18 protein-coding genes are annotated in these 18,066 nt (G+C 66.0%); 9 read left to right on the top strand and 9 right to left on the bottom strand.

Going from position 1 to position 18,066, the window contains the following annotated elements; translation table 11 throughout:
- Nucleotides 1-64: 64 nt before the first annotated feature.
- On the bottom strand, nucleotides 65-1,153 hold the full coding sequence (locus VN634_02100) for a hypothetical protein (GenBank protein HXC49654.1): 1,089 nt from the start codon (nucleotides 1,151-1,153) through the stop codon (nucleotides 65-67).
- A gap of 269 nt (nucleotides 1,154-1,422) precedes the next feature.
- Here VN634_02100 and VN634_02095 point away from each other — a divergent pair, with 269 nt between their 5' ends.
- A complete protein-coding gene (locus VN634_02095) occupies nucleotides 1,423-2,073 on the top strand; it encodes a hypothetical protein (protein HXC49653.1) in 651 nt (216 codons plus the stop codon).
- A gap of 46 nt (nucleotides 2,074-2,119) precedes the next feature.
- Here the strand turns inward: VN634_02095 and VN634_02090 are convergent, their stop codons facing one another.
- Complete coding sequence (locus VN634_02090) at nucleotides 2,120-2,923, bottom strand: NAD kinase (protein HXC49652.1); 804 nt, start codon at nucleotides 2,921-2,923, stop codon at nucleotides 2,120-2,122.
- 90 nt (nucleotides 2,924-3,013) lie between these two features.
- On the opposite strand from VN634_02090, the gene VN634_02085 reads away from it, so the two are divergent.
- Complete coding sequence (locus VN634_02085) at nucleotides 3,014-3,640, top strand: 2-hydroxychromene-2-carboxylate isomerase (protein HXC49651.1); 627 nt, start codon at nucleotides 3,014-3,016, stop codon at nucleotides 3,638-3,640.
- A complete protein-coding gene (locus VN634_02080; GenBank protein ID HXC49650.1) occupies nucleotides 3,637-4,416 on the top strand; it encodes a glucose 1-dehydrogenase in 780 nt (259 codons plus the stop codon). The genes VN634_02085 and VN634_02080 overlap by 4 nt, the downstream gene beginning before the upstream one ends.
- 17 nt (nucleotides 4,417-4,433) lie before the next feature.
- Here VN634_02080 and VN634_02075 read toward each other — a convergent pair whose 3' ends face one another.
- A complete protein-coding gene (locus tag VN634_02075) occupies nucleotides 4,434-4,961 on the bottom strand; it encodes a nuclear transport factor 2 family protein (protein HXC49649.1) in 528 nt (175 codons plus the stop codon).
- Nucleotides 4,962-5,052: 91 nt separating this feature from the next.
- On the opposite strand from VN634_02075, the gene mtgA reads away from it, so the two are divergent.
- Nucleotides 5,053-5,724 (top strand): monofunctional biosynthetic peptidoglycan transglycosylase, encoded by a 672-nt coding sequence (mtgA, locus tag VN634_02070; GenBank protein ID HXC49648.1) that lies wholly within the window; start codon nucleotides 5,053-5,055, stop codon nucleotides 5,722-5,724.
- Nucleotides 5,725-5,799: 75 nt separating this feature from the next.
- Here mtgA and VN634_02065 read toward each other — a convergent pair whose 3' ends face one another.
- Together VN634_02065 and VN634_02060 are read right to left on the bottom strand one after the other, a co-directional pair.
- Nucleotides 5,800-7,023, bottom strand: a complete 1,224-nt coding sequence (locus VN634_02065) for an SDR family NAD(P)-dependent oxidoreductase (GenBank protein ID HXC49647.1) — start codon at nucleotides 7,021-7,023, stop codon at nucleotides 5,800-5,802.
- 96 nt (nucleotides 7,024-7,119) lie between these two features.
- Nucleotides 7,120-8,034: a hydrogen peroxide-inducible genes activator gene (locus tag VN634_02060; GenBank protein HXC49646.1), complete on the bottom strand. Its 915-nt coding sequence runs from the start codon at nucleotides 8,032-8,034 to the stop codon at nucleotides 7,120-7,122.
- An 87-nt stretch (nucleotides 8,035-8,121) separates the two neighbouring features.
- Between VN634_02060 and VN634_02055 the strand changes: the two genes are divergently transcribed.
- A complete protein-coding gene (locus tag VN634_02055; protein HXC49645.1) occupies nucleotides 8,122-8,904 on the top strand; it encodes a glutathione peroxidase in 783 nt (260 codons plus the stop codon).
- Between the two features lie 129 nt (nucleotides 8,905-9,033).
- Nucleotides 9,034-9,870, top strand: a complete 837-nt coding sequence (locus tag VN634_02050; GenBank protein ID HXC49644.1) for an SDR family oxidoreductase — start codon at nucleotides 9,034-9,036, stop codon at nucleotides 9,868-9,870.
- A 390-nt stretch (nucleotides 9,871-10,260) separates the two neighbouring features.
- On the opposite strand, the gene VN634_02045 is transcribed toward VN634_02050, so the two are convergent.
- Entirely contained in the window at nucleotides 10,261-11,265 is a 1,005-nt protein-coding gene (locus VN634_02045; GenBank protein ID HXC49643.1) for an LLM class F420-dependent oxidoreductase, read from the bottom strand.
- Nucleotides 11,266-11,461: 196 nt separating this feature from the next.
- Here VN634_02045 and VN634_02040 point away from each other — a divergent pair, with 196 nt between their 5' ends.
- A complete protein-coding gene (locus VN634_02040) occupies nucleotides 11,462-14,176 on the top strand; it encodes a PAS domain S-box protein (GenBank protein HXC49642.1) in 2,715 nt (904 codons plus the stop codon).
- 31 nt (nucleotides 14,177-14,207) lie between these two features.
- Here VN634_02040 and VN634_02035 read toward each other — a convergent pair whose 3' ends face one another.
- From VN634_02035 to VN634_02025, 3 genes are read right to left on the bottom strand one after another with little or no spacing between them, the layout of a single operon-like run.
- Nucleotides 14,208-14,900: a GNAT family N-acetyltransferase gene (locus VN634_02035; protein HXC49641.1), complete on the bottom strand. Its 693-nt coding sequence runs from the start codon at nucleotides 14,898-14,900 to the stop codon at nucleotides 14,208-14,210.
- A complete protein-coding gene (locus VN634_02030; GenBank protein HXC49640.1) occupies nucleotides 14,900-15,562 on the bottom strand; it encodes a DUF899 family protein in 663 nt (220 codons plus the stop codon). The genes VN634_02035 and VN634_02030 overlap by 1 nt, the downstream gene beginning before the upstream one ends.
- Before the next feature lie 21 nt (nucleotides 15,563-15,583).
- Nucleotides 15,584-16,249 carry an O-methyltransferase gene (locus VN634_02025; GenBank protein ID HXC49639.1) on the bottom strand — a complete coding sequence of 222 codons (666 nt, stop codon included), beginning with the start codon at nucleotides 16,247-16,249 and terminating at the stop codon, nucleotides 15,584-15,586.
- 166 nt (nucleotides 16,250-16,415) lie between these two features.
- Here VN634_02025 and VN634_02020 point away from each other — a divergent pair, with 166 nt between their 5' ends.
- Together VN634_02020 and VN634_02015 are read left to right on the top strand one after the other, a co-directional pair.
- Nucleotides 16,416-16,820, top strand: coding sequence for a nuclear transport factor 2 family protein (locus tag VN634_02020; GenBank protein ID HXC49638.1), 405 nt, complete (start codon nucleotides 16,416-16,418; stop codon nucleotides 16,818-16,820).
- Nucleotides 16,817-18,055 (top strand): homogentisate 1,2-dioxygenase, encoded by a 1,239-nt coding sequence (locus VN634_02015; protein HXC49637.1) that lies wholly within the window; start codon nucleotides 16,817-16,819, stop codon nucleotides 18,053-18,055. Before VN634_02020 ends, VN634_02015 begins: the two co-directional genes overlap by 4 nt.
- The last annotated feature ends 11 nt before the right edge of the window (nucleotides 18,056-18,066 follow it).

Genomic DNA, 18,066 nt, shown 5'->3' with positions numbered 1-18,066 from the left:
CGGCCGGAGATGATCCGGCCGGGGCTTTTGACGAACCCACCAGCACTGATCCGAAAGGTCTGCCTTACGGAGTTGCCGGGTTCTTCGTCGACAGCGCCCATCCCATGCGCTCGTGGCCGTACTGGTTCCAGATCGGGTTCTTGCCGCCGGTAAACGACGTGTAGCGCGCAGCGCCGGTTCCCGTCGTGCCGCCGAACAGACCGGCCGTCACCGTCCCGCCGTTGTAGGTGGGATGCGTATCGTCGGACTGGATGTAGTCATAGCTGGTCGAGGAGGTCGCGAAGTGCGTGTTGGCGTCGCGCAGCGTCGACTTCAGCGTGGACGTGATGCGCGTGACGTACGAGGACTCGCTCTCGCCGGGCACGTACTGGAGCGCGGCCGAATCGATCTGGCCGTCGCCGTTGCTGTCGTAGTCGGCACCCATGTACTCGGCGAAGTCGTCCACGCAGGCGAAACCGTAGCTGGCCGCCGTGTTGCAGGCCCGCCAGTTCATCTTCGCGATGTACGGCAGGAACTTGTCCCTGAGGTTCACTTTTGCGCCCGTCGTGGCGTCGGTGCACGAGCTGAGCACGTTGTCGGCGTTGTAGCCGGGATAGTACAGATTCGCGACGACCTTCAGCGTGGTTCCCGCGTACGCATTCGCATTGATGTAGGACATCGCTGCGTTCTGGTATGTCGTGCAGTTGTTCAGCGCCGTATCCATGACGCCGTAGTTGCAGGTTCCGGTCTGGCCCTTGAAGCTGCTGCGCGCCTGGAGGCCGTCGTTGCCGCACATTTCGAACGTGACGACGCGAGTGTTCGTCGACTGCATGTAGGAACGCTCGGAGACGATCTTGTTGTTGTAGATGTCCGAGGCGATCGCGCCGGATTTGCAGCGACGGACGTTTTCGATGTCCGCGTTCCACAGGGCAGACAGGTACTCGGCATCGACGGTGGTCGCGGCGTTCTTCGCGGCGCTGGTGATCGAGCCGTTGTATCCGGCATAGATCGAGTCGCCGTACGCCGTGATGCGGTACTTGGTGGTCGTACCCGAGCGATCGATGGTCCACGAGACGTTCTGCGTCAGAGTGCTGGCCATGGCCTGCGATGCGACGAGGACGCCGACGATCGAAAAGAGCGCGACGCGCCTTTTCAGAGCGAACTGATTGGTCATTTCCTTTCCCTCCGCCAGGTTTTGAGTTGCAGTGAGCAGCCGACGAATCGTTTTTCGCGGCGGCGGCAACTTAGCATCGTGCGGGCGAAACCGACGTAACCCACGTGGGGCAAATCCGCACATTTATCTTCCGATTTCTGCTACGACGGAGCGCGTCGTGAATGACAAGGGAGTTTAACCCGGCGCATATGCGTGGGCATTGCGCTCAACGAGAGCCCGTTCCGAGCCGGACGCCGCGCTATGTCGGAAGTGAAATCAAGGAGCCGCGAATGCCGAGCGCCACAATCGTCAGCTTCAACATCGGCGACCTTCCGTGGCCATTTAAGAAACCCGAGCTCGCGGCGATTCCGGATCGCATCGAAAAAATACGCGCCGGGCTCGTTGCTTACGACTATCGACTCATCCAGGAGGACTGGTTCCAGCGCATCGACGGTCACGCGTGCGGACACTGGTACTGGCTGCCGAGCGGTCTCACGCTCGGCGCACCGGCTGCGCATCCGCTCGCGAACGATTCGTGCACCCGCCACCGCCATGCGGGCTTTACCTCGGGCGACGTGCTGGCGCGCAAGGGGTGGCAGATGGCCACTTCGCAGGGCGTGTTCTTCGCGCACACGCATCTCGATGCCAGCGATGCCGACTGGTCGTATCGGCAGGAGCAGGCGCAGGACATCCGCAACTCGCTCCCTGCCGCAGGGCCGCTCGTGCTGGGCGGCGACTTCAATACCGAGAACAAGGTCGAGCGCGCGTGGATGGACTCGAAATTTGCGGAGATCGGGATGGCGCGCATCCCGATCGTCACGAACAAGGGAAAAGATCACCTGTACACGCGCGGGCTGACCACGCTCGCGTTCGGCGAGGACGCTGCGCTGAGCGTGCTGAGCGATCACCCGGCCGTCTGGGCCAGCGTGGAGTGGATGTAGGGTCTGGCGGCTCGACGCGAATGCGTACCGCATTCTCGCGACGGCCCTAGGGCACGAACTGTTCCTTCAGGATCCGCTCCTCGAGCCCGTGCTCCGGATCGAACAGCATCTGGAGCGCAATGCTCTTGTTCTCGCGCACGGTCACCTCGGCGATCGAGCGGGCTTCGGTGGTGTCGGCCGTCGCGCTCACCGGCCGGCGGGTCGGCTCGAGAACCTCGAACTTCACTTCGGCTTCGCGCGGAAGGATCGCGCCGCGCCAGCGGCGCGGCCGGAACGCGCTGATCGGCGTCAGCGCGACGACATTCGAGCTGACCGGCAGGATCGGGCCGTGCGCCGAAAGGTTGTAGGCCGTGCTTCCGGCCGCCGTCGCGAGCAGCACGCCGTCGCAGACCAGCTCGTCGAGGCGCACGCGTCCGTCGATCGAGACGCGGATCTTCGCCGCCTGCCGGCTCTGGCGCAGCAGCGCGACTTCGTTGATCGCGACCGCTTCGACGCTGACGCCGTTGGTGCAGACCGCGTGCATCGCCAGCGGATGGATCGAAGCCGGGATCGCGCCGCGGATCCGTTCGAGGAGGCCGTCCTCGGCGTAGTCGTTCATCAGGAACCCGACGGTTCCCTTGTTCATCCCGTAGATCGGCACCGGCCGCGTGATGTGCGTATGCAGCGTCTCGAGCATGAAACCGTCGCCGCCGAGCGCGACGATCACATCGGCTTCGCCGGCGGGAACCGACGGGTAGCGCGCGCGGAGCCGCTCGAGAGCTTCCTTCGCCTCCGGTGCCTCCGACGCAGCAAATGCCAGTTTCTCGCGAGCCATCGGGCGACCATAGCCGCCGAGCGCGACGATGGCCACACGCGCGCCGGTTTGGAAACCTCGCGGCTCGTGGCAACATCCGCCGCCACTGCGCGACCGGCATGCGCTCGCGGCAGGGTTCACATCGCGATGGCCGTTCTCGAATTCTTCTACGACTGCTCGAGCCCGTGGACCTACCTTGCATTCCACCGCATCGAGGACCTGGCGCGCCGCTGCAACGCGACGCTGGTCTGGCGGCCGTTTCTCGTCGGCGGCGTCTTCAACACCGTCAACGGCAGCGTCTACGAGCAGCGCGCGAATCCGGTGATGCCGAAGCTTCGCTGGTACGTGAAAGACCTGCAGGACTGGGCAGCGTTCTACGGTATCCGCATCGGACAGCCGCCCGTGTTTCCGGTCAACAGCGTCAAGGCCATGCGCGCCGCGCTGGTCGTCGAGCCCGACGGCCTGCTGCCCACCTGGTCGCGGCGGGTGTTCGAAGCCTACTGGGGCGAGCTTCGCGACATTTCGCAGGACGACGTGCTGCGATCGATCGCCGTCGACGTTGGGGTCGATGCGGACGAGCTGCTCAAAGCGATCGCGGAGCCTGCGGTCAAGGACCGGCTTCGCGCGAACACCGAAGAGCTGATCGCGCGCGGCGGCTTCGGCTCGCCGACGATGTTCATCGACAAGGACGACATGTATTTCGGCAACGACCGGCTCGTGCTCGTCGAGCACGCACTGACCCGCCGCAGCGGCAGCAAGGACCAGACAACGTGAAGAACCTGTTTTCGGTAGAAGGAAAGACCGCGCTCGTGACCGGCGGCTCGCGCGGCATCGGCCTGATGATCGCGCGCGGCTACGTCGAAGGCGGTGCACGCGTGTACGTCGCGTCGCGTAAACAGCAGGCCTGCGACGAGACCGCGGAAGAGCTTTGCAGGATCGGCGGCGAAGGTAGCTGCGTTTCCCTGCCGGGCGACATCAGCACCGAAGACGGCGTCAAGGCGCTCGCGTCCGACCTCGCGGCGAAGGAAGGCAAGCTCGACATCCTCGTCAACAACGCCGGGACGAACTGGGGCGCGCCGCTCGCCGACTACACCGACGATGCGTTCCAGAAGGTCCTCGCCACCAACGTCAAGTCGGTCTTCAACCTGACGCGCGAGCTTCTGCCGATGCTGCGCGCCGCCGCGAGCAAGGACGACCCGGCGCGCGTCATCAATATCGGCTCGATCGACGGGCTGCACGTGCCGGTGCTCGAGACGTACGCGTACTCGGCGAGCAAGGCGGCCGTGCATCACCTGACGCGCGCGCTCGCCAAGCAGCTCGCGTCCGACCACGTCACCGTCAACGCCGTCGCGCCCGGTCCGTTCCAGAGCAAGATGATGAAGGAGACGCTCGAGCGTTTCGGCGACATGATCGTCGCGCAGGTCCCGCGCGGCCGCATCGGCGAGCCCGAAGACATGGCCGGCATCGCGATCTTCCTGGCGTCGCGCGCCGGAGCGTACATCACCGGCGCCGTGATTCCGGTCGACGGCGGGATGTCGACCTGCGTCTGACGCGGAAGCGTTGCGCCTCAGTCTTTCTTCGGATGCTTTTCCCAGTAGGTCGCGGCGCCGCGCGTCCATGCGGGGCCGTTTCCCCAGTTGTTGCGCGTGCACTTTTTGCGATGCTCGGGATCGAGCTGCTTGCGCAGCGTCTCGTACTGCTCGGTCGTCTGCGTCGCGGCCGGCACGGCCCAGAAGTCTTCTTCCTTCGACCACTTTCCGCCGCCGGCGTACTGAAGAATCGTGATGCCCGGGAAATCGAGCGTCCCCTCGCCGCCCGGACGATCGCGGCGATTCTGCATGTAGACGATCGCGCGACCCGACGGCTCGACCATGTGCCACTCGTAGACCGTGTACAGCTCGCCGTACTGGGCCATGATCGGCTTGATCCACGCGCGGATCTCTTCGCGTCCGTGGAGGTTGCCGAGGACGTGCTCGACGTAGAGCGCGTCTTCGGTGAACAGGTCCGCCCACGCGTCCCAGTTCTCGCCGACCGCGCCGGTCTGCCAGTACGTGCGAAACGCGGATTCCACTTCGTCGATCGGAAAGGTCGTCATGGGCGCGACTTCTACGGTCCCGCGCGTGCCGATTCCAGCCGCACGGGCGTGGTTGCCTGCGTCCCTCGGCGGTGAGAGGACGCCTCGGGCGATGCTGCGGCTTTTCCTTCTGCTCGTGAAGTTGTCGCTCGGGCTGGCCGGCGCCGCAGTGATCGCGGTCGCTCTGCTTTCGTTCGTGCCGCCGCCGACGAGCGCGTTCATGATCGAAGCCTCGATCGCCCGCGGCGGCCTCGTCGAGTACGACTGGAGCGCGGAGGTCTCTCCCGACCTTCTCGTCGCCGTCGTCGCAGCCGAGGACCAGAGATTTGCCGAGCACGCGGGCTTCGACTTCGATGCGATCGAGGAAGCTGCGAAGCACAACCGGCACGGCGGAAGCATCCGCGGCGCGAGCACGATCTCGCAGCAGGTCGCGAAAAACCTGTTCCTGTGGCCAGGGCGAAGCTGGCTGCGCAAGGGCATCGAAGCCGCCCTCACAGTGACGATCGAAAAACTGTGGACGAAAAGGCGGATTCTCGACGTCTACGTCAACATTGCCGAATTCGGCGACGGCATCTTCGGCGCCGAGGCCGCCGCGCGACGCTTCTTCGGCAAGCCGGCCGCGTCGCTTTCGGCTTCGGAATCCGCGCTGCTGGCCGCCGCGCTTCCCGATCCGCACGACCTTCGCGTGGATACGCCATCGCCCTACATGCGGCGCCGCCAGCAATGGATCCTGCGGCAGATGTCGGCGATCGGCGGAGAGATCTTCCTGCGGCGCCTGCACTGAACAAAGCGACGTCTTCCACCGAGCGCTGGCGACCCGTTCGATTTTAGGCAGCTCTCTCCCGAGCGCGGCGACGTCTCAACGCATCGATGCCGGCGTCTGGCGCTCCATGACGTCCGCAGCCACGCACACCGTCACGGTTCGCGGCAGGAAGCGGTTGACGTTCGCACGAAGCAGGTTGAACCATCCGGTGACGACCGACGGCTGCTTGCCGAGTGCGTCGAGCGCGGTCTCGACGACCGACTGCGGGCTCTCGTCGGCGGAAGGATCCGGACGCGTCTCGCCGGCAATCGCCTCGAACTCGGTCGCGACCGGACCGGGCTGAACGACCAGCACATCGACGCCGCGATCGCGCACTTCGGCCCACAGCGCCTCGCCGAACAGAAGCTCGAAGCCCTTGGTCGCCGAGTACAGACCGTGCATCGGAATCGGCTGCCGGCCGGCGACCGATCCGATGATCAGGATCGCGCCGCGCCGGCGCGCAAGCATGCCCGGAAGCATGCGTGAGACGAGCGTGACGTTGGCCGTGCAGTTGAGCGCGACCATCTGCTTGAGGCGCGCGAGATCCTGCTTGTCGAAGCGCCCCGCGTAGCCGACGCCCGCATTGCTGACGAGCATTCCGATTTCGAGATCGTCGACCGCGTCGGCAAGCGTTTCCGGCCCGTCGTCGGCCGCAAGATCGACGGTGACGGTGCGGGTGCGGACTCCGTGCTGGGACTCGAGCTCTTCGGCGACGGCCGCGAGCCGGTCACTGCGGCGCGCGGCCAGCACGCACGAGACGCCGCGCGCCGCGAGCGCACGCGCGAACTCGAGGCCGATCCCCGCTGTCGCACCGGTGATGATCGCCCACTCTCCGTAGCGCTTCGTGTATTCGGGCGGTGCTTCGCGAAAGGCATCCCTCGCCCGCCAGATCGCGAGCGCGAGCGCACCAAAGAAGCCGCCGGAGACCAGGCCCATCAGCCAGCCGCGAAATCCGCCGAAATGCGCGATCGGCCACACGAACATCGAGAATGCCATCTGCGCGACATAAAGCGCCGCCCACGGCCGCATCCAGCGACGCATCCGCCAGAACCCGTAGAGCCCGATCGCATAGACGACGAGATGAAGGACGTCACCGATCTTCGCCGCCCAGCCGGTCAGGGTGATGCCGAACCAGATATCCTGGTCGGTCGCGACCGGCTTCACGAGGATGTCCCACGGCGAGTAGACGAAGACCTGGAACGCGGCGAAGACCATCAGCGCGTTCATCCATGCAGGGCGCGCGGAGAAGCGATGACGGAGCCAGCTGGCAAAACGATTCATTCGGAGCCCCCTGTCGGCGAACGGAACATGCCGGACGAGCATGGACCGGCCGAAGCCGGCGCACCTTAACACAGCATCCGCCGCAGACACGAAAGCTCAGTGCCGGCTCTTGACGATGCTGCGCGCGAGCAGCCGCATCTCGTCGGCGCGAGACGATCCGCGGCGCCAGACCAGACCGATCCTTCGCCGCGGCGCCGGCTTCCGGAACGGCCGCACTTCAACGCCGCTTCCCTTGCCGGCCATCGATCGCACGGCAATCCCGGGCAGGAGCGTGACGCCGTCGCCGCCGGAAACCATCGGAACCAGCGTGGCGAGGCTCGTCGCCCGAAGATCCGCGTTCTCGTCGGCGCCGGCGCGGTTGCACACGGCGAGCGCCTGGTCGCGCAGGCAGTGTCCGTCTTCGAGCAGCAGCACGCGTTCGCCTTCGAGGTCGCTCTCGCTCACCTGCTTCTTCTTCGCCAGCGGATGGCTGCGGGCCATCGCGAGCACGAACTCGTCCTCGAACAGAGGCTCGCAGTCGAGCCGGTCGGTGGCGGTGTCGAGCGCGAGCAGCGCAACGTCGAGCGTGCCCTTCTCGAGCATCGACACGAGCACGTCGGTTTTCTCCTCGCGCAGCGTGAGCCGGAGCTCCGGGTAATCGCGCCGCACCATCGCAAGCGACGACGGCAGCAGGTACGGCGCGATCGTCGGGATCACTCCCATGCGGAGACGCCCGACCAGCGGGCGTGCACGGTGGCGCGCGGCCTCGACGAGGTCGCGCGCCGATTCGAGCAGCGTGCGCGAGCGGCGGACGATCTCGTCGCCGGCCTCCGTCACGAGCACGCCGCGCCGGTCGCGTTCGAAGATGCGGACGCCGAGCAGCCGCTCGACTTCGGCAACCTGGAGACTCAGGCCCGGCTGCGACACGTGACAGCGCGCCGCCGCGCCGCCGAAGCTGCGCTCATCGGCGACGGCCACCACGTACTCGAGCTGCCTCAGCGTCGGAAGCGAGGTCCCGGACGGAAGTTTCATAATCACAGGCTATGCAAGATAACAGAAGGATCAATTTGTTCAATGCTGACGACCGGTCCAGTATCCTTCCCAAGGAGAACAACACCGATGCTGTCCAATCGAGAAAACCAGAGAGTACCCGACGTCACGTTCCGCACCCGCGAGGGCGGCGAATGGAAGGACGTGACCACCCGCGAGCTGTTCGGCGGCCGCACCGTCGTCGTTTTCGCGCTGCCGGGCGCATTCACGCCGACGTGCTCGGCCAGCCATCTGCCCCGCTACGAGGAGCTCGTGCCCGCGTTCCGCAGCGCCGGCGTCGACGAGGTGGTCTGCATCTCCGTCAACGACGGCTTCATCATGGAGGCGTGGCGACGCGACCAGAACATCGAGCATGTCCGGCTGATCGCAGACGGAAACGGCGACTTCAGCCGCCAGATGGGCATGCTGGTCGACAAGCGTGACCTCGGCTTCGGCGAGCGCTCGTGGCGCTATTCGATGCTGGTTCGCGACGGAGTCATCGAAAAGATGTTCATCGAGCCGGAAGTGGCCGGCGATCCGTACGAGGTCTCCGACGCCGACACGATGCTCCGCTATGTGGCGCCCGCACGGTCGACCGCAAACGTCGTCGTGTTTTCAAAGACGGGTTGCCCGCACTGCGCACGCGCGAAGAGCCTGCTCGATGCCGAGGGCATGCCGTTCCATGAGATCGAGATTTCAACGGCCGGCGGTCTCGGTGCGCTTCGCGCCGTGAGCGGCGCGGTCACCGTGCCGCAGGTCTTCATCGACGGCGTGCACGTCGGAAGCGCCGATGATCTCGAGCGGCACGTCGCGAAGGCCAGGTCCCAGGCGGCCGGTTCCCGCGAGATCGAGCCGCCGGACCACGCCGCGTAAGCACGCCGACTCTGGACTCCGTCCCGCTTCGCCTCTACAACGCCCGCTCGCCGAAGCCTTCTCGCTTCGGCGGGCGCATCGTTCGGAGCATCGCCACACGCGGTGAGCACGATAGCAGGAGGAGTTTCGATGGCAGGACGTCTCGACGGAAAGGTCGCCGTGATCACCGGCGGCGGAAGCGGCATCGGCCGCGACAGCGTGCTTCGCTTTCTCGCCGAAGGCGCGAAGGTCGTCGCGAGCGACATCAACGAGCGCACCGGCAGGGAGACGCTCGATCTTGCCGCAGCGCAGGGCCTCGGCGCCAACGTCGTCTTCCAGAGAACCGACGTATCCGACGAAGCGCAGGTCGCCGCGATGATCGATCGCGCAAGAAGCGAGTTCGGCCGTCTCGACGTCGTCTTCAACAACGCCGGCTACCCCGGTGCGCTCGGCAAGGTCGACAAGATCGACACGGACGCATGGGACAAGACGTTCCAGGTACTGGTGCGCGGCGTATTCCTCGGCATGAAGCACGGCGCGCGCGTACTGCTCGAGCAGGGCGACGGCGGCTGCTTCATCAACACCGGCTCGGTCGCCGGTCTGAGCGGCGGATGCGGACCGATCGCCTACACCGCGTGCAAGGCCGCCGTCGTCAACATGACGCGCGCGGTCGCCGTGCAGATGGCCAGGCACAACATCCGCGCGAACACCGTCTGTCCGGGCGGAATCAACACCCCGCTCGTGCACCGCGGCAACGAAGAATCGATGGACGGCGTGATGGCCAACGCGCAGCCAATGAAGACCGCCGGGCGCGGCACCGACATCGCCGCAGCCGCCGTCTACCTCGCGAGCGACGACGCCCGCTTCGTCACCGGCATCGAGCTGGTCGTCGACGGCGGCCTGATGGCAGCCGGCCCGCACGCCTACAAAGGCGAGTTCGAAGCCGCCTTCCCGAGCGGCATGGACATCGGCACCTCCGAGATGTGAACCCGCCTGCGTGCCCGCGTGCGAGTCGTCATCCGCCAACCCGCGGGCGGTGTGGGCATGCCGGCGGGCGAGTCGTTCCGCAGCGAAGCGAGGACTAAAGCGAGCGCGCCGGCATGCCCATGCCGGACGCGCGCTCGAGCATTACCCGACCTTCCGCCAACCCGCGTCCGGCGTGGGCGTGCCCGCGGGCGAGTCGTTCCGCAGCGAAGCGAGGACTAAAGCGAGCACGCCGGCATGCCCATGCCGGACGCGCGCTCGAGCATTACCCGACCTTCCGCCAACCCGCGTCCGGCGTGGGCGTGCCCGCGTGCGAGTCGTTCCGCAGCGAAGCGAGGACTAAAGCGAGCGCGCGGGCATGCCTATGTCGGACGCGCGCTCTACCGGAAGTCGTTACATAGCGTCCGCGAGCGCACGCAGAGCATTCGGATCCTGCGTTCCCGCGAGCAGCTTGGTCACCGGACTTTTCTTCCACGCGTCGAGCCGTTCACGAATCCGCCCCGGCGGACCCACGAGCGAGATCTCGTCCGCCAGCTGGTTCGGCACCGCGTCGGCGGCTTCCGCGCGCTTGCCTTCGAGGAACAGGCGCTGGACCTCGGCCACTTCCCGCTCGAAGCCCATGCGACCCATGATGTTCACGTGGAAGTTCTTGTCCTTCGCGCCCATTCCGCCGATGTAGAACGCCAGCATCCACTTGACCGGGATCAGGCACGATTCGACGTCGTCGCCCACGACGACCTGCACGGTGCACGCGACTTCGAACCCCGGCCGGATCAGCGCGAGCGACTCGGCATAGACGTCCGTGCGATACGGCGAGAAGAACAGCGGCAGCCAGCCGTCGCCGATCTCCGTCGCAAGCTTGACGTTCTTCGGACCTTCGGCGCCGAGATAGATCGGAATGTGTTCGCGCAGCGGATGCGTGATCAGTTTCAGCGGCTTGCCGAGACCGACCGATCCGGGGCCGTTGTACGGGAGCTGGTAGTACTTGCCGTCGTAGCGGACCGGCCCTTCGCGCTTCCAGATCTGTCTGAGGATCTCGATGAACTCGCGCGTACGCGTGAACGGCTTGGCAAACGGCACGCCGTACCAGCCTTCGACCACCTGCGGGCCGGAGACGCCGATCCCGAGGATCAGCCGTCCGTTCGACATGTGATCGATGGTCGCGGCCGTCATCGCCACGCACGCCGGCGTGCGCGCCGAGATCTGCGTAACTCCGGTTCCGAGCTTGATGCGTGAGGTCTGTGCGCCGATCCAGCACAGCGGAGAAAACGCATCCGAGCCGTACGCCTCGGCGGTCCACACCGACTCGAAGCCCAGGCTTTCCGCCTGTTGCGCAAGCGAGACGAAATCCCACGGCCCGCCGCCCTGCCAGTATCCGACCATCAATCCGAGTTGCATGCGCTGTTCTCCGTGCGGGCTGTTTCCCGCTGGTTCACCGAGGCACCGTCACTTCGGCTTCCACCGGCGGGCTCTCATGGCGTCGCGGCTCAACGGAGGCAAGCGCGCGCCCGGAACGATCGCCGTTTCCGCCCGGCACGTAATTTTCGGACGGAATGTCCTTGTTCACGCGGCCGGCCGGACGAAAATGCTCGCAATGCCGGCCGGAAGTCAGACCTGGCCTCGCCGCATCGCGGCGACGGCCGCCCTTTACGCAGTTTGCGCCGGACTCCTCACGCTCATCGGTTGGGCCGCCGAAATTCAGCGGCTGACGGCCTGGAAGAACGACGGGATCTCCATGTTCCCGAATACCGCGTTCTGCGGCGTAGCCATCGGGCTCGCGCTGCTCGCGATACACTGGCGGCGGGAACCGGGCGTCCTCGTGTCTCGCGTGCTGTCCGCGCTCGTCGTCACCGTCGGCCTGCTCACGCTGGTCGAGCACCTCACCGACCTGAATTTCGGCATCGACACGCTGCTGTTCGACCGGCCATGGGGACAGTCCGCGGCCGCTGCTCCGATGCGCATGGGACCGCCGGCATCGTTTTCGTTCGCGCTGCTCGGCCTGGCCATGCTGTTGCTGCCGTTGCGATCGAAGTCACGCAGCGCGGCCGTCGTGCTCGGCATTGCCGCGGCATCGATCGCCATGCTCTCTCTGATCGGCCACCTCTACGGCGCGACGCAGATGTTCATGCTGCCGCACCTGACGGGTATCGCGATGCAGACGGCGTCGGTGATCTTCGCGCTCGGCCTCGGCGTGGTGGCGAGCATCCCCGAACGCGAGCCGATGCGGACGATTCTCGAGGACAGCGCAGCAGGCATTCTCGCAAGACGGTCGCTGCCGGTGGTGGTCGTGCTGGCGCTGTCGCTCGGATGGATTCGGGTCCGGCTGCAGCACCATGGCATCGTCGATACCGCGTTCGGGACTGCTCTTCGTACGCTCGTCGAAATCGTCCTCCTCACCGGGCTGTTGTGGCGCGCGCTCTCGATGATCCGCGTCCATGAGACGGCGCTGCACGAGAGCGAGAACGAGGTGCGCCGACAGGCCGGTCAGCTCGGAGGATTCCTCGAAACCGCGGCGATCGCGCTGCATCGCGTCGCCGAAGACGGAACGATCCTTTGGGCGAACGATGCCGAGCTGAAAATGCTCGGTTACACGCGTGAAGAGTATTTCGGCCATAACATCGTCGATTTCCACGCGGACCGCGCCGCCATCGAAGGCATGATGAACCGCCTGCGGGCCGGAGAACGCCTCCTCGCGCAGCCGGCGCAGATGATCTGCAGGGACGGCTCGATCAAGCACGTCCTGATCGACTCGAGCGTGCTGCGCGACGAGGGGCGTTTCCTTCACACGCAATGCTTTACGCGCGATGTCACCGACCAGCGGCGAAATGAGGAGGCCCGCGCGCTGCTCGCGTCGATCGTCCGAGCCTCCGACGACGCCATCGTCAGTAAGACCCTCGATGGCATCATCACCAGCTGGAACCGCGGCGCGGAGCGCATGTTCGGATATTCGGAAGCGGAGGCAGTCGGCCGGTCGGTCGAGATGCTGATTCCGCCGGAGGGGATCGCCGCGGAACGCGCCATTCTGGCGCGGCTCCGCCGCGGCGAAGGCATCGAGCACTACGAGACCGTGCGGCTTACGAAAACCGGAAAACGCATCGACATCTCGCTTACGGTCTCGCCGATTCGTGACGTGGCCGGCAACCCGGTCGCTGCTTCGTCGAGCTCGCGCAACATCTCGGACCGCAAGCAGGCCGAAGCCGAGCGCGAGGAAGCCAGCCGCCGCAAGGACGAATTCATCGCGATCCTCGCGCACGAGCTGCGCAACCCGCTCGCTCCCGTCCGCAACGCAGCTTACTTCCTCAAGAGCATTCCGAATCCCGAGATCCAGCGACCGGTCGAAATGATCGAAAGGCAGGTTGCGCAGATGTCGCGACTGATCGACGACCTGCTCGACGTCTCGCGCATCTCGCGCGGCGTGCTCGAGCTTCGCAAGGAGCGGGTCGCCTGCGGAGAGATCGTCGACGCCGCGGTCGAGGCCTGCCGCGAGGAGCTCCAGGCCAAGAAGCACAAGCTGCAGATCGACGTTCCGAGCCCGTCGCTCACGTTCGAAGCCGACCGCGAGCGGCTCGTCCAGGTGCTGTCGAATCTTCTCGGCAATGCCGCAAAGTACACTCCGCCCGGCGGAAACCTCCGGCTGACCGTCGGCACGTCACGCGGCATGTTCGAGATGTCGGTCAAGGACGACGGCATCGGAATCCCGCCCGAGAAACTGTCGCAGATCTTCGAGCTGTTCGTACGGGTCGACCAGTCGCTCGAACGCCAGGGTGGGCTCGGCATTGGCCTTACGCTCGCCCGCCAGATCGTCGAGCTGCACGGCGGAACGATCGAAGCGCGCAGCCGCGGCGTCGGTCGCGGCAGCGAGTTCATCGTGCGACTCCCGATCGTGGCAGCCGTACCGGCGTCGGTCGCTTCGCACGAGGGCAACGGCTCGATGCGTGTGATTCCGCGCCGCGTGCTGATCGCCGACGACAACCAGGACGCGGCCGAGAGCCTCGCAATGCTGCTCCAGTTCGAAGGACACGACGTGCACACGGCGTTCGACGGCGAAGCGGCGCTGCGGTCGGCCGAGCGGCTGCTGCCGGACGTCGCGCTGATCGACATCGGCATGCCCAAGGCCAACGGCTACGAAGTCGCCCAGCGCATCCGCGAGGAGTCGTGGGGCAGCAGGATCTATCTGGTGGCGCTCACCGGCTGGGGCCAGGAAGCCGATCGCCAGCGTGCAAAAGACGCAGGCTTCGACCTTCACATGCTGAAGCCGGTTTCGCCGGAAGCCATCGAAGAGCTTCTGACGACGCTGCCCGACACATAGGCGCTTCGCCGCAAAGCCCGCCTCGCGGCCGTCACTCCCGGCAGACGATGCGCATCAGCAATTCGCGATGGCGGCCGAATCCCATGCGCTCGTAAAGCTCGAGCGCGCGCGTGTTGAAGCTCATCACGTGAAGGAACGGCACGAGGCCGCGCCCGATCTGCAGCCGGATGAGCCTGTGCATCAGGCCGCGCGCAAGGCCGCGCCCCTGCGCTTCCGGACGCGTGCAGACGCCGCTGATCTCGCGCAGGCATCCGGCCTCCATGCGTTCGCCGGCCATCGCGACCAGCTTTCCGTCCTCGAAGACCCCGAAGTAGTCGCCGAGCTCGATCGTGCGCGGCCCGAACGGACCTGGCTGCGTGAGCGCAACGAGCTCGAGCATCGCATCGACATGCGCGTCCGTTAGCGCGATCGCATGCGGCGCCGCATCGTCTTCCGGAACTCCGCCGTTCCAGACCATCTGTACGGCCGGCACTTCGGCATCGACGCGCCATCCGGCCGGCGGAGCGCCGGTCCATGCTCCGCAGAACAGGTGCTCGCCGATATCGGCATGCGCGGCGAGCGCGTCAAAATCCGGGCGCGCGGGATCGGCAAACCCGGTGAGCGGGCTGAGCCCGCGCGCGTAGCGCCGCGCGGTTTCGCTTCCTGCAGCGAATCGGCGCTGCGGTCCGGAAAGGCTGTGCCAGACGATGTTGTCGAGCAGATCGAGGGACGCGGCGGCGGGCATCAATACTGGAGCTTCGGATACCAGCCGGTGCCGCGACCGCCCGGCGTAAGATCGAGCACCTGCCACAGCGGCCACAGCAGGTCGATGTGGCGCGCATCCTTGCCGGCATCGTTCTTCGCGAACAGCAGCTCGGTTGCGTAGAAATGCCGGATCGCTCCGTCGTCTTTGACGAACACGTTGAGCATCGGAAGCTGCGAGCCGTCGGGCGCCTCGCCGAGGTAATCGCGGTTGTAGTCGTTGTCGTGCGACGAGAGCAGCGTCAGGTCCGACCATCCGCGCCGGCCGGCGTGCTCCATGATGCGTGCGATCGGCGACTTCGCGATGACCACGAGGCTTACGTGCTCGCGAATGTGCGGCGCTTCCCCGTCGAGGCCGTCGAGCATCGACGTGCACAGCGGGCACGCGTGCTCCATGTTCGGGCCGTACATGAAGCTGTAGGCAACGAGCGTGTCGCCGCGCGTGAAAAGCTCCGAAAGGCGAACCGGGCCGCCGGCTCCCTCGAAGACATAATCTTCCGGCACCTTGCCACCGAGCGGAAGCTTGCGGCGAAGCTCGGCGACGCTTTCCATCTGGCGGCGCAGCGCGACCTCGGCCTCGAGCAGACGCTCGCGCGCCGCGCGGTACTCGCTGGTTTCATTCGGGAGACGGCTTGCGGTCGACATCGCAGGGAAACCTCCGTGCGTTCAGCCCTTCTTGCGCAGCAGGGAGAGCCCGTCGCCGATCGTCAGCATGACGGCTTCGACGCGCGGGTCGTTCGCGACGAAATCGTTGAACTTGCGGATCGACACCACGTCCTCGCCCGTTGCCGCCGGATCGGCCACGGTCCCCATCCACAGCACGTTGTCGACGAGGATCACGCCGTTCGGACGAAGCCTCTTGAGGATCTCCTCGTAGTACGCAAGGTACCCGCCCTTGTCGGCGTCGATGAATGCCATGTCCCAGACCGGATCGGCGGGCAGGGCCGAGAGCGTCTCGACCGCCGGTGCAATGCGCAGGTCGATGCGGTCGGCGACTCCCGCCTTCTCCCAGTGGCGCCGTCCGATCGACGTCCATTCCTCGCTGATGTCGCAGCACAGCAGCTTGCCGTCCTTCGGCAGCGCGCGCGCAAAGCACAGCGCCGAATAACCGGTGAACGTGCCGACCTCGATGATGCGCTTCGCGCCAAGCAGGCGCGCCAGCTGCTCCATGAACGCTCCCTGCTCGGGCGAGATCTGCATGATGGAGATGAAGCCGAGCTGCTCCGTCTCGGCGATGAGGGCCTGCTGCACGGCGTCGATCGGGGCGCTGTGCTCGACCACGTAACGCTGGATTTCGGGCGTCAGGTGAAAGGCCTTCGGCATGTCCGACATGGTGTGCTGCTCCCGATCGCCGGTTCGAGGGGTTTTTGCGGCCCCGGCGAGGCCTAGAACGTGTTCTTGCTTAAAGTTGCGTGTCGAGGGTAGCATCGGCGTTCGTCCAAACCAGCCGGTCCCCGGTCCTCACCACGCGCAGCACTTCAAGGAGAATCCGCAGACGATGGGAGCCTCGCCCGAAGCCAACAAGAAACTCATTCGCGACTACTTCGATGCCGTACGGAGCGGCGCGTCCGACAAGGTCGTGGCCGCGTTTGCCGACGACGTGGTGTGGTGGGTTCCGCCGTCGTCGCCGATGGCCGGCACGTACCGGGGCAAGGAAGCGGTGCTCGGCATGTTCGCCAAGGGCGTCTCGCTGTACGCGCCCGAGCCGATGAAGATCGAGATCCTCGGCATGGTTGCCGACGACAGCAAGGTTGCCGCAGAGATCCACATCACCGCGACTACCGCCAAAGGCGCCGAGTACTCGAACTACTACCATTTCCTGTTCGAGATCGCCGGCGGCAAGATCGCCGGCGTCAAGGAATACGTGGACACGCTTTACGCCCAGAGGACCCTGTTCGCATGAAGTCGATGAACTCCTGGTTCCATCTGAGCAAAGGCCAGGTTTCCCGGCAGGCGCATGTCAGCGTCCCGGGCGGGCTCAAGGAAGAAGAGATCGGCCGCGGCGGCTTCCAGGGACGCGTTGCCGAGATGTACCGTCGCAACGAGCCGACCGGATGGCTGCGCGTCGAAGGCGACTTCGCGCCGCTCGATCTCGACGGCCAGCAGATCGGTGCGTCGGACGAGACGAACGTGCGCGGGCTTCCGACCCGCTGCTTCTACAACGACGATCTCGTCATCTCGGTCAGCCGGCGCAGCGAGCCGATGCCGTACTGGTACCGCAACGCCGACGCCGACGAGATCTGGTTCACGCATCGCGGCGCCGGCGTCATCGAGACCGAGTTCGGCCCGCTCGACTTCAAGGCCGGCGACTACGTGGTGCTGCCGAAAGGCGTCACGTTCCGCGTGGTTCCGTCGACCCGCGACAACTACTTCCTGCACATCGAGAGCACCGGCGAGATCTCGCTCGCCGAGCACACGCTGCTCGGTCGGCACAACCCGTACGACCCTACCCTTCTGATGATTCCGGAGCCCGCGGCATACGAGAACGACGGACGCCCGGAGTACGAGGTGCGCGTCAAGCGCGCCGGATCGTTCACGTCGTTTTTCTATGCGACGCATCCGCTCGACGTGGTCGGCTGGAAAGGCGACCTGTTTCCGTTCCGTTTCCACAATCTCGACTTCCGGGCTGTCGTCAGCGACCGCAACCACGTCCCGCCGACGGCGTTCGCGCTGTTCCAGGGTCCGGGCTGGATCATCTGCAACTTCGTGCCGCGGCCGGCCGAGATGGAGCGCGGCACTGCGCGGCTCCCGTACTACCACCGCAACATGGACTACGACGAGATCGGGTTCCTGCACGGAGGCACGATGATGGGCGCGCCGATGCACAAGGCGACGTTCATGGTGCATCCCCGCGGCGCAGTCCACGGTCCCGGCGAGGATGCGCGCGCGATGGCCGAGCAGCACTGGGACGCGATCTCGTATTACGACCTCGAGGCGGTCAACATCGACGCGCTTCGTCCCCTCACCATCACTGCCGAGGCCCGCGCCACGGCGCGCAGCGCGGTTCAGCTGATCAATCCGAACCGGCCGGACGAGTCCGGCCTGATGCCGAACCGGCCGGACGAGTCCGGCCTGATGCCGGACCGGCCGGACGAGTCCGGCCTGATGCCGGACCGGCCGGACAATAGCCCGGCCTGATGGGCGGATAA

Source organism: Candidatus Limnocylindrales bacterium, assembly GCA_035571835.1.
Lineage (GTDB): Bacteria > Desulfobacterota > Binatia > UBA1149 > CAITLU01 > DATNBU01.
The sequence above is the reverse complement of the archived record's forward strand: the minus strand, read 5'-3'. Positions and strand labels throughout refer to the sequence as shown.